Genomic DNA, 15,573 nt, shown 5'->3' on the forward strand with positions numbered 1-15,573 from the left:
ATCTTTACGTATGGTCACTGGCTTTGTGCAAAGTCTGATTAAACTTTGTGGATTAAATTGGACCGCATCAGATTACAGTACGCTTTGCAGAAGACAAAAACATATTGATATTGCGATTAATTATCAAAAAAGCAGTGGTGGGCTTAACTTGCTGGTAGACTCTACCGGTCTAAAGTTTTTAGGTGAAGGTGAAGGTGAAGGTGAAGGTGAATGGAAAAGGAAGAAACATGGACCTGAATATCGTCGCCAATGGCGTAAACTTCATATTGGTATAGATGCTGAAACCCTTCAAATACGCGCCATTCAACTCACTACAAATAATGTGAGTGATTCACAAGTGCTTGGTGATTTACTCGATCAGATTCCACAAGATGAGCAGATTGACTCTGTTTATACCGATGGAGCTTATGACACCAAGCAATGCCGTCAGGTCATTGCAGATCGGCAAGCGCATGCGGTGATTCCACCTAGAAAAAATGCGAAACCATGGAAAGATACAAAGATCAGCTCGCTAGCGCGAAATGAATTACTTCGAACAGTTACACGTTTAGGCAGGACACTATGGAAAAATGGTCAGGCTATCATCGGTGAAGTTTGGTTGAAACTAAGATGTACTGCATTAAATTATTAGGAGATAAACTCAGTGCAAGGAGTTTTGATAGCCAAGTGAATGAGATCCATGCACGTGTAGCAGTCCTTAACAGATTTACGGAATTAGGTCGACCACTTACTCAAGTTACGCCTTAAATTTGGCTCAATTAGGGGTGCTTTGCATTTCAAATCTTTGTGCAACAAAGCCCTTTTGATAAACAACCTAAATGGCTTCAGAGTGTGGAATATGAATGTCAGGTCGCGGAAGATGACCCGTACATCGTTGATGCATTTACGACTAATCGGTTAGATACTTATTTTTGTGTTATAAAATATTGATTTTATACTTAATTTTTAGCCATTTAAAAGTAAAGTGAAGTTAAATTATATAGATCACAAATCCTATAAGGAAAAGCTTTCTATATTACAGTGCAGCATATTGCAAAAAAGAAATAAAAAACCCATGAATCATTATAATTCATGGGTTTATATATGAAATCATTGCAAAGCTGTGCATATGATTACAAAAAATTGGTGGGCCCACACAGACTTGAACTGTGGACCAACGGATTATGAGTCCGCTGCTCTAACCAACTGAGCTATAGGCCCTATATTCTGAATGTGTTATTTATCAACAAGTTCAGACGCAAAGCATACTAGCGAAGATTTTTTTAAAAGACAAGCCTTTTTCTTCACGGCTGCACACTAACACAACAAATTGGCTGTAGTTGCAGCAGTTGAGCTTGGATTCGACCAAAATGCACAAAGTGTCGAATCCTATCGTGATGTAAATCACGACAAAAGTTATCAAACAGTCAAAATAACCTTATAATAATGCCCATTCTTGTCAGTACCGTGCCCAACAGCGCTTAGATTGGTACTGGCCTCACATTTTTAAGTCAATGTCCTACAGTTATTCGGCTTATGTTTTCATTTTTATGTGTTGCACTGACACATAAGAATATTTAGGTGCCCACATGGAAATTAAGGTTAATTATCTCGATAACCTTCGACAAGAAGCCAAATTTGATGACTTCACGGTAATTGCCGACCAACCTATTCGCTATAAAGGCGATGGCTCTGCTCCCGGACCATTCGACTACTTTTTAGCGTCATCAGCATTATGTGCAGCGTATTTTGTAAAAGTGTATTGTGCAGCGCGAGACATTCCGACAGACAATATTCGCCTATCTCAAAACAATATTGTTGATCCTGAAAACCGCTATAAGCAAATTTTCAAAATCCAAGTCGAACTACCTGCGGATATTTCAGAAAAAGACCGTCAAGGCATTTTGCGTTCAATTGACCGCTGTACGGTTAAAAAAGTGATTCAAACTGGTCCTGAGTTTGTCATTGAAGAAGTAGAAAGCATTGATGCAGATGCACAAGCTTTACTTATGCCAAATTTAGCGTCAGACAGTACCACGTTTATTCCGGGTAAAGATCTGCCTTTAGAAGAAACCATTGCCAATATGTCAGGTATTTTGGCTGGTTTAGGCATGAAGATTGAAATTGCATCATGGCGTAACATCGTGCCGAATGTTTGGTCTCTACATATTCGTGATGCACAATCGCCCATGTGTTTTACCAATGGTAAAGGCTCAACCAAAGAAAGCGCATTAGCTTCGGCTTTGGGTGAATTTATTGAACGTCTCAATTGCAACTTCTTCTATAACGACCAGTTCTGGGGTGAAGAGATTGCCAATGCTGACTTTGTGCATTACCCAGATGAAAAATGGTTCCAACCCGGCCCAGAAGGCGAGTTACCTACTGAAATCTTAGATGACTATACACGTGAAATTTATAACCCAGAAAATGAGTTATTAGGCACACATCTATATGACACCAATTCAGGAAATATAGCACGCGGTATTTGCTCTCTTCCATTTGTCCGTCAGTCCGACGATGAAACAGTGTATTTCCCATCAAACTTGATTGAAAATTTATACTTGTCAAACGGTATGAGTGCAGGGAATACCTTGGCTGAGGCTCAAGTGCAATGTTTATCGGAAATCTTTGAGCGTGCGGTCAAACGTGAGATTTTAGAAGGTGAATTGGCTCTACCAGATGTACCAGAAGAGGTTTTGGCCAAATATCCAAGTATTGTTGCGGGTATTCAAGGCTTAGAAGAACAAGGTTTTCCTGTATTGGTAAAAGATGCTTCACTTGGTGGTCAGTACCCTGTGATGTGCGTAACCTTAATGAACCCACGTACTGGTGGGGTTTTTGCATCTTTTGGTGCGCACCCTAAACTCGAAGTAGCTTTAGAGCGTAGCTTAACCGAGCTTCTACAAGGCCGAAGCTTTGAAGGTCTAAACGATCTACCAAAACCAACGTTTAGCTCGAATGCAGTCACTGAGCCAAATAACTTTGTAGAACACTTTATTGACTCAAGTGGTTTGGTATCTTGGAAATTCTTTAGCGCACAATCAGACTATGATTTTGTAGAGTGGGATTTCACATCTGAAGGTGAAAATGCCAATGCGGAAGAAGCTGCAGCGATGTTTGCGATTCTAGAAGACATGGGCAAAGAAGTGTATATGGCGGTCTACCAGCATCTAGGTGCTACGGCATGTCGTATTTTGGTTCCGGGTTATTCTGAAGTGTATTTGGTTGAAGACTTGGTTTGGGATAACACCAACAAAGCTTTGGACTTCCGTGAAGATATTTTAAACATTCATCGCCTAGATGAAGACGAGTTAGTGTCACTGGTTGAGCGCTTAGAAGAGCTTGAGGTGGATGATTACACGGATATTGTGACGCTCATCGGGATTGAGTTTGATGACAATACCGTATGGGGCCAATTAACGGTTCTTGAGCTCAAACTACTGATCTATATTGCCTTACAAGAATTTGAAGAAGCAAAAGAGTTGGTCGAAACCTTCCTTCAGTACAACACCAATACGGTCGAACGTGGTTTGTTCTATCAATGTATGAATGTGGTTTTAGAAGTTGAATTGGACGATGACTTAGATCTCAATGACTATGAACATAATTTCCGTCGTATGTTTGGTGACGAACGTATGGATGCGGTGATTGGTTCAATGGATGGCAGTCTTCGCTTCTACGGTTTAACTGAAACCAATATGCAACTTGAAGGTTTAGATCGTCATTTACGTCTGATTGATAGCTATAAAAAATTGCATGCTGCACGTGCGAAGTTTGCCAGTCAGAACGTTTAAATCTGGGCTTGTGAATAACGTTACTCATGTGATCATCTATTTGAAAAAACTCTCCTAAGGGGGAGTTTTTTTGTGCAAAATTTGCTGAAAATTAATCTATATCTGTGATGTTGATATTAATAAAAATCCTTATAACTCAGGTGAATATAAGGGAGGCTTAAAAATAACCGATTATCCGAAATTGTGTCATTTTAAAGTAAAGATATTTGACTCATTGGAAAAATATGATAATAAATTAGCTATGGCGTGTTTAGGCATATTCATAATATTTCAGGACGAAATATTCAGAAGCACATTAATAAATAAATGGGAGTTTTAACAACATGCTTCAATTATTCAGAAAACTATTTTGCATGCATATTTACGAATACGAGCAAATGGAAGAAATCGGTTCGCACAAGGAATGTCGTAAGTGCGGTGTGACAAAGTAATGCAGAGTCTAAGCCGAAAAAAAAGTGAGCGAAAGCTCACTTTTTTAATGCCGGTCAATATTGAAATCATTAAAATAGAATCACATTCACAGTTTTCATGCAGATATGAGTAAAGATTTTCAAGCCGAGCGTTATACCGTCGATGCCAATATGGCAGATACCATTGCATGGTTATTACAACATCAGGATTGCTTTGAATCTTTTCATTATGATGCGATTCAGCAGCAATTGGTGGTTCAACATGCTAATGGTCAAGACATTATTCGTGAAGGGGATTATTTAAATGCAGGCTATGGAATTTTAATAACAGCACATAACTTTGCGAAGTAATCGATATATTTTCCATACTCATGGTGATTTAGCCATTTCATTTGTTCGCACCATCTCTTGCATTGCACATTGAAACCTACCACTGATCATTCAATAAAACTAAGCCCCGATGTTCGGGGCTTGGGTTTTAAGCCATTTGCATGGCGTCAGTTGAAAGCTGTGCAGCAGTTGGTTTGGGCTGTTCCGCGATTAAACCGAGTTTGCTAAATAAAAGCTGATCTTTGCCTTCGCCTGCATTTGGCGTGGTCAGTAGTTTTTCACCAGAAAAAAGTGAATTTGCACCTGCCATAAATGCCAAAGCTTGTTCTGAATCACTCAGGGATTCACGACCTGCAGAGAGTCGAATATAGCTTTTTGGCATAATGATCCGTGCGACTGCAATGGTACGAATCCATTCGATCACATCGAGTTTCTCAACGTCTGCAAGTGGGGTACCTTGAATAGGTACAAGGAGATTGATCGGCACAGATTCAGGGTGAATCGGCAGCGTTGCCAACTCCATCAAAAAGGCGATACGGTCATCACGGCTTTCACCTAAGCCCACAATTCCGCCGCTACAGATTTTCATTCCAGATTGGCGGACATAGTCCAGCGTCGTTAAACGGTCATCATAGCTACGTGTGCTAATGACATTGGGATAATACTCACGAGAAGTATCGAGGTTATGGTTGTAATAATCTAAGCCTGCCTCGTGTAGGCGCTCTGCTTGAGATTGATTCAGCATGCCAAGGGTCATACAGGTTTCAAGTCCCAGCGCTTTGACTTCACGCACCATTTCTAGCACATAGGGCATGTCCCGTTCATGTGGATTGCGCCATGCAGCGCCCATACAAAAACGTGAAGAACCTGAAGCAAGCGCAGCTTTCGCTTCATTGATGACTTTTTCCACAGCCATGCGTTTTTCGGCTTCTAATCCAGAGTCATAATGTGCGGACTGAGAGCAATATTTACAGTCTTCAGGGCACTTACCAGTTTTAATCGAAAGTAAGGTGCTGACTTGAATATGATTGGCTTGGAAATATTCACGGTGAATGGTCTGTGCTTGGAATAATAAATCCATCAATGGTTGTTGATACAACTCTTGTATTTCTGGATGTGTCCAGTCATTTCGGTAGCTCATAAATGATCCATATTTTCTGCCTAATGCAGATCATCATACGTAAAATTTGCAGACTTCCAAGACTATTTTGTAACATTGCAATTTAGCTAAAATGCATTGAAATGACTTTTTCAAAGAACTTTTGATATTTAAGATGCTCGCAAAGTTATGCCAAATGACAGCACAATCGCTGCAATGTTTATTTTGAGCTAAAAAATTAATTTTCTTGGATTACGTCACTAAGTTTTAGCTTAAATGAAAACTTTGTAAGGATATGGAAAATAGAGAATAAAAACCCTTAAAGCATTTTTGAGTTTTGTTCTGCAATTGCCCAATCAATATGAACTTGCACAATCGCGTCATGTTTTTCGCGAGAATTTTTTAATGATTGCACAATATTTGAACTGTATGGTGCATTGCCTAAGCCAATGGCGATATTTCGCATAAAGCTTTGATAGCCTGTTCGTCGGATAGGACTGCCTTCAGTACAGCTTAAAAAGGTGGCTTCATCCCATTGCCAAAGATCTAATAAACTCACTTGGTCGAGGCCATGACGTGGATAAAAGTCCTCAATTTGAGTTTTATGCGCAAAGCTATTCCATGGACAGATAAGTTGACAGTCATCACAGCCAAACACACGGTTACCAATGCCACGGCGTAATTCTTCAGGAATGATGCCTTTGTATTCGATGGTTAAGTAGGCAATGCATTTACGTGCATCTAACATATAGGGCTCAACGATGGCCTGAGTTGGACAGATATCAATACAGGCTGTGCATGAACCACAATGTTTGGTTGCCGGCGAATCAAAAGGCAAATCGAGTGATGTAAACAGCTCACCTAATACAAAAAATGAGCCTGATTTTTTATGGATCAGTAAGGTGTGTTTGCCTGTCCAGCCCATGCCTGCATTTTCAGCTAAGGATTTTTCAAACACTGGTGCAGAGTCGGCAAAGGGTCTAGATTCAAAATCTCCGATTTTTTCACGGATAATATTCGACAAGGTTTTTAGACGACCGCGCATGACTTTGTGGTAGTCACGACCTCGTGCATAGCGTGCAATGATGGCTGAGTTTGGCTCATCTGGAACATAACGTGGTTTTGGTGTCTCGACCAAATAGTCCATGCGAACACAGATAATACTGCGGGTGCCGGGGACTAAAAGTGCGGGATTGGCACGTTTTTCAAGGTTTTCCTCTAGGAATTTCATATCGCCGTGATAACCACGTTCTAAATATTCTTTAAAACGAGGGAGTTCCTCTTGAGCATCTGGCTTTGCGATGACACAATCAGAAAAACCTAAATTTAAGGCTTGTGCTTTAATCCATGCTTTTAGGGTTTCTGGATCATATTGATCGACAGGAATTTTTTGTGCAGGAGTTGAAGCGGCCATAATCATAACAAGGAAAAACAATGCGTCTGCAAGTTTACCATAGCCCTGTTTATCTTAGCCAAAGTATTCAAGCTTGGGAGCAGCGTTGGTTTGCTCAGCACAATAGCAGTTATGGTCTGATGCAGCAGGTCGCATGGTCGATTTCTCAGCAACTCATTCCAATGTTAAAGCATCAAAATTTAAAAAATATTGCCGTATGTTGTGGGCAGGGCAACAACGCAGGTGATGGATATCTTACAGCGCAATACCTACAGCAAGCAGGCTTTCAAGTCGATATTTACGCCGCTGAAATTGGAGCATCGAAAGATTTACATTCTGCAGTACAAGAAGCGATAGATCACAAGCTCAAGATCTATTCACAGTTTGATTTTCAGCATGACTATGATGTCTATATCGACGCATTATTTGGTATAGGGCTCAATCGTGAACTTTCTAGCGAATGGCAAGCCATTATTCAACGATTGAATGCATGCACGGGACTTAAAGTTGCGATTGATATTCCAAGCGGATTACATGCCAATACAGGACAGCCTTTACCCATCGCATTTCAAGCCGATTATACCTTTACGGCATTGGGTCTAAAAGCAGGGCTATTTACAGGTCAAGCGAAGGAATATGCAGGTGAAGTTTCGGTGATAGCATGCATACCGACTGATGCTGAGCTTGAACCACTTGCGTATTTGTCGCCACAGAAAATCACTTTACCTGCACGTCAAGCTTTTGGTCATAAAGGCAGTTATGGCCATGTTTTGGTTGTTGGTGGCCATGCTGAAATGGGTGGGGCGGTGATTATGGCTGCTGAGGCTGCATTCCATGCAGGTGCAGGTAAGGTTACGGTTGTTTGTGATGCACGACATCACACCGCTATTTTGGCGCGCGCACCGAATATTATGCTACGCGATATCAATGCATTAAATGTAAAAGCGATTCTGCAACTGATCGATCAAGTCGATGCGATTAGCTTTGGCATGGGGCTTGGTCGTGACGATTGGGCACAACAGCAGTTTCAGTCATGGTTTCCATTGATTCAGCAGTCAACCTTGGAAATTGTTTTGGATGCAGATGCCTTATGGTTTCTAGCTGAAGCACATAAAAATTTGAATGCACGAACCTACGCAACGCCACATCCGGGTGAAGCTGCGAAATTATTGGGTATTACTACTGCTGAAGTTGAAGCAGATCGTGTACAAGCAATTCAACATTTAAAAGAAAAATTTCAAGGTCAATGGGTGCTTAAAGGCGCAGGCAGCTTGATACTCGAAGATCAACTTTGGATTTGCACCGCAGGTAATGCAGGAATGGGTACAGGCGGTATGGGAGATGTGCTTGCAGGGATGATTGCGAGTTTAAAAGCACAATTCCATCGGCAAATTCATCTGCACGAAATCGTAAGCCTGCATGCTTTAGCAGGTGATGTATTAGCGAAGTCGGGGATGCGTGGTTTACAAGCGCAGGATATGGCCCAAGCGGTTTATCATGTGGTCAATCATTCAGGAGTTGAAGACTAAAATGCATGCGGTTAAATTGCGAATTCAAGGTAAAGTGCAGGGTGTTGGCTACCGTCGTTGGTTTGAGCAGCAAGCGATTGCACTTGGTTTAAATGGCTATGTGAAAAATCTAGCGACGGGCGAAGTTGAAGCGCTGATTATAGGAACTGAAGACGCCATTCATAAAATACTGAAACACAGTCTGGTGGGTCCTTTACGAGCAGACGTAACTAAAATCGATCAGCAAGAAATTCCAATGCATGAATTAGACTATAGCGGTTTTAAAATGATTCGCTAAGTTTGATCACTAGATTGAGTGAGGTTTTGAAAACAGTCTGAATTACTGAACTATATGATTTGACGAATATTTATCGACGTCGAGTGCTTACACGGCTTCGGCCACGAGCCATGCCACCTAAGGCATTCAGTACAGCCATTTTACTCATACTACCAGATGCATGCGCATGACAAATTGCGGCAGCCAAAGCATCGGCTGCATCCTGCTGGGGTTTGATGCTTAGGTTCAGAATGCGCATAACCATCATTTGGACTTGCTCTTTATCAGCAGCCCCATAGCCGACCACAGATTGTTTGATTTGACGTGCAGTATATTCAGCGACTTGTAAATCTAAATTGGTTAAAGCGGCAATGGCAGCACCGCGTGCTTGACCTAATTTTAAGGCCGAGTCAGGGTTTTGAGCCATAAAGACTTGTTCAACCGCTGCTTCAGTAGGCCCGTGAAACTTTACGATACGATCAATACCAGCAAAGATACGTTTTAAGCGTTCAGGCATTTCTGTCGTTTCGGTACGAATGGTGCCAGCATCGACAAAACGTAGTTTAGAACCATCCTTTTCGATGATGCCGTAACCAGTTAAGCGCGACCCAGGGTCAATACCGATAATTAATGACATGTTTGCCCTATTTGCCCTTTAAAAATAAAAATATGCCCATATTGTTACATAAGCGTGTCAAAAAAGCTTGATAGTGATTGAGCAGTTGAACGCAACACCTTAAATTAATTTACTGAGATTTGTTTAATTTTCATGAAATTATTTCTTCTGATTTTAGCAGGCTTGATCCTGGAAGTGTTTGTCTGGATCGGTGTGGGCGACCTCGTCGGCAGCATGTGGTATGTCTTTTTCTGGTTCGTGGCGGCCTTCTTTATAGGGATGAATATTATCCGTAAATATTCATCAGGTCTGATGCCTCAAATGCAGCAAATGCAAGCAGGTCAAATGAGTAATGATCCAGCTTTAACTGGAAATTTACCAAAAATTTTGGCTGGTTTCTTATTGCTGTTACCGGGTCTAATCTCAGATATTATGGCATTACTTATTTTGATTCCACCTGTACAAAATGCCATGAAAGCAGTCATGATGAAAACAATGATGAAGCGTCAGCAAGCCATGATGGAAAAAATGATGGGTGGCATGATGGGCGATATGGGAGGCATGGGCGGTGCTCAAGGTCAGAACCCATTTGCAGATATGATGCGTCAAATGCAAGATATGCAAAATCAGCAATCAGGTCGTGATTCATCCGTTATTGATGGTGAAGCTCGTGAAGTGACGCCAGATGCGAAACAAATTGAACTGAAAGATGTCAATAAAAAATAATTAACTCAGTATGAAAGGCCGAATGTGTATTCGGCTTTTTTTTTGCGTAAATTTTGATACGGCCTAAAAATAAACCTTGTGTTGCCAACAAAAAAATTGAACAAGCGATATAATCTTCACGTTTTAATTCAAATGAATCAGCTTGCATGTCACTATTATTCACCATCTGTGCGCTTCATTTTGTTGCGCAGTTGAGTCCCGGTCCAGATGTATTATTAATTGCTAAAAGTGCAGCATCAACAACGCGTGCAAATACCTTAAAAATTATTGCGGGGATCGCTGTCGGGATTGTGGTGTGGGTCGTTTTAACCTTATTGGGCTTTACGGTTCTGGTTGAGCAATTTCCATGGATACAACAAGTTTTAATGGCTGTTGGTGGATTTTTCTTGGCGAAAATGGGTTGGGCGATGTTTAGTGGTGGGCTTAAAAGTTTAAATCAAACAGCCAATTTAGAAGATGGGCAGGCCTTAAGTCAGCAGAATACTGAAAATTATTTCTTATTAGGTTTATTTACGAATTTAGCCAATCCGAAAACACTGATCTATTTTAGTAGTGTGTTCTCACTGGCGTTGAGTTCATCAGCCAGTAGTAACCTAAAAGCACAGCTTGCTGTCATCATTCCGATTCAAACTTTTATTGTGTTTAGTCTGTTTATGATGATTATGTCTTTGCCTAAAATTAAAGCACTCTACCAACGTTCGGGTAGTTATATTGATGTGGTTTCAGGGGCGTTATTTTTAATTTTTGCGATTTGGCTGTGGTTCGACGCAATTAGAATGTTCAATCTTCAATAGCTGCAAACATATTGCTGTAAGCAAAGCGAAAGCCAAGTGTTAAAACTTGGCTTTTTTATGTCCAAGTTCTATTGCTCTGGATTGGTTTGATCTTGGTCTTTAGATGGTGCTGTATTTGATGGATCTTGTGCAACATCGGTAGTTTCAGCATGATCACGATAACGGTTCGGTTTGAGGGTGGTTTCGGTATTTTCAGAGCCCTTGTATAATCGGCTACGATTGGCGCGTTCACGTAAACCGCCTTTTTTTATTAACTGCACCATCGTCTAGAACCTCTTTGCTATTGTCATAGTTTAAAGAATTTTCCTCGTGAAGATAAGTGAGCAGGGCGATGCTAGCGCATAAAAAAGCCTGAAATCACTCAGGCTTTCATCATTTTAATTTCTCGCTTTGAATGACTTTAAAGCAACTGGATAATAGTGCTTAGATTTAACTTGGCTAAATTTCACACATTGCCAGCCTGTTCATACGGCTGTATTTGGCTGTTGTAAAAAAGCTTAATTTTTACCATCTTGCTTGAGTACTTCAAAGATGTTGAGTTGGGTCGTAGCTTCAGTATCGTGCTGTTGCAAATACACTTGAACACTCTTAAATAGAATGGCAACAGCCAAACAACTGAGTATGCAAAATATCCAAAAGCCATATGGGCTACGGATATTATGCGAGCCACATTCGGAACATTCTTTATCGCTTGAAGCCAATACTTTATTGCAACAAGCACAGTGATATTGATAGTGCATTGCTATTCTCCATTTAGTCCAATTTGACCAACATTCTTGTTGTTATTGTCAACCATCAATCCGTGATGATTGTTTTATCTTAATGTGCAAATAAGCTGCTGTACAAGTTTTAAACGGTTTGTTTTGCTCATTATTGTGTAAGTGAAAAGCGTCAGAGAGTTAAATATTTGTTTTATTAATAATTTATAAATGAAACAAGAGATGAATTTTCAGTCATAAAAAAAGCCAGTTCGAAAACTGGCTTTTGCTGTTCTGTTTAAACTGAATTATTGACCCGAACGGATGATGTAATCAAAAGCAGACAATGATGCTTTCGCGCCTTCACCTGTTGCAATGATGATTTGTTTGTACGGTACTGTTGTACAGTCACCGGCAGCAAATACACCTTTCACATTGGTTTCGTTGCGCTCGTTAATTACGATCTCACCACGGTTTGAAAGTTCAACTGCTGTTTCTTTTAAGAAATCAGTGTTTGGTAACAAGCCGATTTGTACAAAGATACCAGCCAATTCAATCGTTTTGATTTCATCAGTTGCACGGTCTTTGTAGTTCAATGCAGTCACTTGTGAACCATCACCGACCACTTCTGTAGACAATGCATTCATGATCACAGTCGTATTTGGCAAACTGTTTAACTTGTCTTGAAGCACTTGGTCAGCACGAAGTTTAGTATCAAACTCAACAAGYGTTACATGTTCCACAATACCTGCAAGGTCAATCGCCGCTTCTACACCTGAGTTACCACCACCGATCACTGCAACACGTTTACCTTTAAACAATGGACCGTCACAGTGTGGACAGTATGCAACACCACGAGTACGGTATTCTTGTTCGCCCGGAACGTTCATTTCTCTCCAGCGTGCACCTGTTGAAAGAATCACTGTTTTAGATTCAAGTTTTGCACCATTCTCTAAAGTCACTTCAACCAAGCCATTGGCTGTTTCATCTGCACCTTTGATGTTAGATACACGTTGCAAGTTCATGATGTCCACACCGTATTCACGTACATGTGCTTCCATTTCAGCAGCAAATTTAGGACCTTGTGTCTTTTGAATCGACGTGAAGTTTTCTATGTCCATGGTATCCATGACCTGACCGCCCATGCGTTCAGCTACGATACCGGTTTTGATACCTTTACGTGCTGCATAGATTGCAGAAGTATTACCTGCAGGGCCACCACCAATCACAAGGACATCAAATGCTTCTTTGGCATTTAGCTTTTCAGCATCTTTTGCAGCAGAGTTGGTGTCTAATTTAGCAATGATTTCTTCCAAAGTCATACGACCTTGACCGATGTGGTTGCCGTCTTGGAATACCATTGGTACAGCCATGATTTTGCGTTCTTCCACTTCGTCTTGGAAGAATGCACCATCAATCATAGTTGCAGTTGTACCCGGGTTGTAAATTGCGATCAAGTTAAGTGCTTGAACCACGTCAGGACAGTTATGGCAGCTTAAAGATACAAACACATCAAAGTCAGTTTTAAGACCTAAACCTTTGATAGTGTTCAGTACTTCGTCAGAAACTTTCGGTGCATAACCTGAAGTTTGTAGCAAAGCTAGAATCAAAGACGTGAAYTCGTGGCCCATCGGTAAACCTGCGAAGAATACACGTGGTGTTTCACCTGCTTTTGCAATACCAAAGCTTGGCGCACGGCTGTTGTTACCATCAAAACGTGCAGTCACTAAATCAGATAAAGCAGCAACTTCAGTCACCAATTCTTTAATTTTGTCTGATTTGTCCGTGCCGTTTAAAGTCGCGACGATTTCAATCGGGCCTTCAAGGCGTTCAAGTAAGGTTTTTAATTGAGCAGAAGTATTTTGATCTAACATTGCTAACGTCTCCAGAGGAGTAAATTTATTTGATGAGAGAATGATAGAACAAACCATTAAATAGGTGAAACGGTTTGTTTTTATAAAATTAATCGGTTTTACAAATCAAATGATTAAATTTCTTTCTAAATCATAAATATATGGACGTATATTAACATTAAAATGATTTATTTCGTACACACATATCGTGATAAATCCCTCATTTTTTAATTTTTTATTGAAATTACACCAACCCTATACAAGACCCAACGCACGCCCTGATCAATTAAAAATCTTTATAAAGCTTTAAGTTTCAATTCAGCAAGTCGGCATTAAATCAAATGAAATATCAGGTGATTTGACTGCTTTTGAGATCCATCAATAAAGCCGCAATCTATTCCTTGCATCAATCAGCCATCGATCTACATGTATAAAAATCAACAGTGAGCAGAATAATGAAAATTGAATTTGTCTTTGATATTGTTTATCCCATGAGTTATGTGGCGTTTCAAAAGTTGAAGCAAAACTGGAATGAACATACCGCAACGCGTGTAGAGCTATTGCCGATTCAGCGTGTTCCTGAAATTCCTGAACAAGGCTTAGATGTGCTGCAGTATTTAACCGATAAGTATGGCGCGAGTGCCGCAAATCGAAAACTCGAAATGACAAAGTTTGCCGCTTATAGCGAAGATGTGATTGTCAATATTGAACACATGAAACGTATGCCAAACAGTCAACTGGCACATCAAGCTATATTGGCCTTGGACAATATTCTGGATCAATATGCCCTGACCCAAGCCCTATTCCATGCATTATTTGCACACGGTCAAAATATTGCTGATATTCACGTTTTAAAAAGCATCATTGAAGGCATTGGTTTAGATGGCTCAAAAGTACTGCGCTCAATTCAACATAAAGATATTGCAGACCGTCAGCATGAAATTACACAGTATGTAAAATCAAAGGGACAGCACCCCATTCCTTTTTACCTCGTGGATGGCGAAGTGAATGATCAGACTTTTTCTACACAGGAACTCCGACAACTTTTTCATCGCGCAAGTTAATCTACCCCAATATAAAAAAATCCCCATACAATGTGATGGGGATTTTTATTCTGAGTAATGCAATGATCTAAAAAGAAAATAGGCGTGTTAATGAAGTCCCTGCTCAATTCGATTTATCCGTGATTTGAACTGCTGAGATAGTAGATACAAAATTAAGCTCAAAACCAGTGTGAGTACCATCACGACGATCAACACCCAACGTACAACAACTTCTACTACATTGGCTTGCTGAACTTGTTTTTCCACGCTTTGCGCCATCGGTGTCATGGTTTTATCAAATAGCTGATTTTGCATTGCCCAGAGCTGTTCAGGCTGAAAACCGTATTCACGGAATTTTGCTGGATTTTGTTGCTCGGCATTGATTAAGGATTGCACCAAAGGAATTGCTGTCGCACGATCTACAGGCTTATGCATCAAAGCAGCTTGTGCAAGTAAATAGGCTTGCACGGGTTTTGCCAATTGTGCATCTTCCATTTCGAAAGCCAGCTGGCTTTCCTGAATATTTTTTTCATAATATACCAATTTTTGATCTGCTGCACGATCATCATGATTAAGGTCATATTGCACATAGGTTAAGCCTGACCAAAGCACAATAAACGATAAAATCCAGCCGACAAATTTCAATACAAATGATTGGAAGCGAATTCTAAAAAATTGAAATTTCCTTAGAAATCCAACCAAGAAAAATGCGCCAATAAATGAAACGATGAGTTTGAGAAATAACCAACCAATAAAGGATAAAAAGTTTAAAAAATAGTCGGAGGACTCACCAAGTTGATATGTCAAATCACCTGCACTGACGGGAATATGCAGTTGCTGTACGCTAGAACTTAGGCCAAAAAAGCTATAAACCATATCATGCTGAATAAACAACATCACAGCTGAAACGATCAGCACAGAAACACTGGTAAAGGTCAATAACGTCAAATTGCGCTGACGCTTCTTAATGGTTTGAAGCCCTGTTTCCAGTTGCTGCGGATTTAGCGCATATTCATCAATGGGAGGCAAAGACATACTCCTTCAGATTATATT

General features: G+C 40.4%; 14 protein-coding genes, 1 tRNA gene and 1 pseudogene. 8 read left to right on the forward strand and 8 right to left on the reverse strand.

Going from position 1 to position 15,573, the window contains the following annotated elements; all coding sequences use genetic code 11:
• Positions 1–747 (forward strand): annotated as a pseudogene (locus tag B1201_RS06905) (IS5 family transposase); the annotation flags it as partial.
• A gap of 376 nt (positions 748–1,123) precedes the next feature.
• Here the strand turns inward: B1201_RS06905 and B1201_RS06910 are convergent.
• Positions 1,124–1,200: transfer RNA gene (locus B1201_RS06910), tRNA-Ile, on the reverse strand.
• A 368-nt stretch (positions 1,201–1,568) separates the two neighbouring features.
• Here B1201_RS06910 and B1201_RS06915 point away from each other — a divergent pair.
• Positions 1,569–3,773, forward strand: a complete 2,205-nt coding sequence (locus B1201_RS06915) for an OsmC domain/YcaO domain-containing protein (RefSeq protein WP_078192885.1) — start codon at positions 1,569–1,571, stop codon at positions 3,771–3,773.
• A gap of 536 nt (positions 3,774–4,309) precedes the next feature.
• Entirely contained in the window at positions 4,310–4,534 is a 225-nt protein-coding gene (locus B1201_RS06920; RefSeq protein ID WP_078192886.1) for a hypothetical protein, read from the forward strand.
• 127 nt (positions 4,535–4,661) lie between these two features.
• On the opposite strand, the gene bioB is transcribed toward B1201_RS06920, so the two are convergent.
• Together bioB and queG are read right to left on the reverse strand one after the other, a co-directional pair.
• A complete protein-coding gene (gene bioB, locus B1201_RS06925; protein ID WP_078192887.1) occupies positions 4,662–5,654 on the reverse strand; it encodes a biotin synthase BioB in 993 nt (330 codons plus the stop codon).
• A gap of 277 nt (positions 5,655–5,931) precedes the next feature.
• Positions 5,932–7,026 (reverse strand): tRNA epoxyqueuosine(34) reductase QueG, encoded by a 1,095-nt coding sequence (gene queG, locus B1201_RS06930; RefSeq protein WP_078193286.1) that lies wholly within the window; start codon positions 7,024–7,026, stop codon positions 5,932–5,934.
• Positions 7,027–7,046: 20 nt separating this feature from the next.
• Here queG and B1201_RS06935 point away from each other — a divergent pair, with 20 nt between their 5' ends.
• Both B1201_RS06935 and B1201_RS06940 read left to right on the forward strand, forming a co-directional pair.
• Positions 7,047–8,534 carry an NAD(P)H-hydrate dehydratase gene (locus tag B1201_RS06935; protein ID WP_078192888.1) on the forward strand — a complete coding sequence of 496 codons (1,488 nt, stop codon included), beginning with the start codon at positions 7,047–7,049 and terminating at the stop codon, positions 8,532–8,534.
• Position 8,535: 1 nt separating this feature from the next.
• Entirely contained in the window at positions 8,536–8,811 is a 276-nt protein-coding gene (locus tag B1201_RS06940; protein ID WP_078192889.1) for an acylphosphatase, read from the forward strand.
• Between the two features lie 70 nt (positions 8,812–8,881).
• On the opposite strand, the gene ruvC is transcribed toward B1201_RS06940, so the two are convergent.
• Positions 8,882–9,427: a crossover junction endodeoxyribonuclease RuvC gene (ruvC, locus tag B1201_RS06945; protein ID WP_078189034.1), complete on the reverse strand. Its 546-nt coding sequence runs from the start codon at positions 9,425–9,427 to the stop codon at positions 8,882–8,884.
• A gap of 132 nt (positions 9,428–9,559) precedes the next feature.
• On the opposite strand from ruvC, the gene B1201_RS06950 reads away from it, so the two are divergent.
• Positions 9,560–10,132, forward strand: a complete 573-nt coding sequence (locus B1201_RS06950) for an FxsA family protein (RefSeq protein WP_078192890.1) — start codon at positions 9,560–9,562, stop codon at positions 10,130–10,132.
• A 146-nt stretch (positions 10,133–10,278) separates the two neighbouring features.
• Complete coding sequence (locus tag B1201_RS06955; RefSeq protein ID WP_078192891.1) at positions 10,279–10,926, forward strand: LysE family transporter; 648 nt, start codon at positions 10,279–10,281, stop codon at positions 10,924–10,926.
• 68 nt (positions 10,927–10,994) lie between these two features.
• Here B1201_RS06955 and B1201_RS06960 read toward each other — a convergent pair whose 3' ends face one another.
• The 3 genes from B1201_RS06960 to ahpF form a co-directional block, all read right to left on the reverse strand.
• Entirely contained in the window at positions 10,995–11,189 is a 195-nt protein-coding gene (locus B1201_RS06960) for a hypothetical protein (RefSeq protein ID WP_078192892.1), read from the reverse strand.
• Between the two features lie 234 nt (positions 11,190–11,423).
• Complete coding sequence (locus B1201_RS06965; RefSeq protein WP_078192893.1) at positions 11,424–11,666, reverse strand: hypothetical protein; 243 nt, start codon at positions 11,664–11,666, stop codon at positions 11,424–11,426.
• Between the two features lie 266 nt (positions 11,667–11,932).
• On the reverse strand, positions 11,933–13,498 hold the full coding sequence (ahpF, locus tag B1201_RS06970) for an alkyl hydroperoxide reductase subunit F (RefSeq protein WP_078192894.1): 1,566 nt from the start codon (positions 13,496–13,498) through the stop codon (positions 11,933–11,935).
• A gap of 434 nt (positions 13,499–13,932) precedes the next feature.
• Between ahpF and B1201_RS06975 the strand changes: the two genes are divergently transcribed.
• Complete coding sequence (locus tag B1201_RS06975) at positions 13,933–14,541, forward strand: DsbA family protein (protein WP_078192895.1); 609 nt, start codon at positions 13,933–13,935, stop codon at positions 14,539–14,541.
• An 87-nt stretch (positions 14,542–14,628) separates the two neighbouring features.
• Here the strand turns inward: B1201_RS06975 and B1201_RS06980 are convergent, their stop codons facing one another.
• Complete coding sequence (locus B1201_RS06980) at positions 14,629–15,549, reverse strand: hypothetical protein (RefSeq protein WP_078193287.1); 921 nt, start codon at positions 15,547–15,549, stop codon at positions 14,629–14,631.
• Positions 15,550–15,573 lie beyond the last annotated feature (24 nt).

Origin of the sequence: Acinetobacter sp. ANC 5600 (genome assembly GCF_002018395.1) — a bacterium.
GTDB lineage: Bacteria > Pseudomonadota > Gammaproteobacteria > Pseudomonadales > Moraxellaceae > Acinetobacter > Acinetobacter amyesii.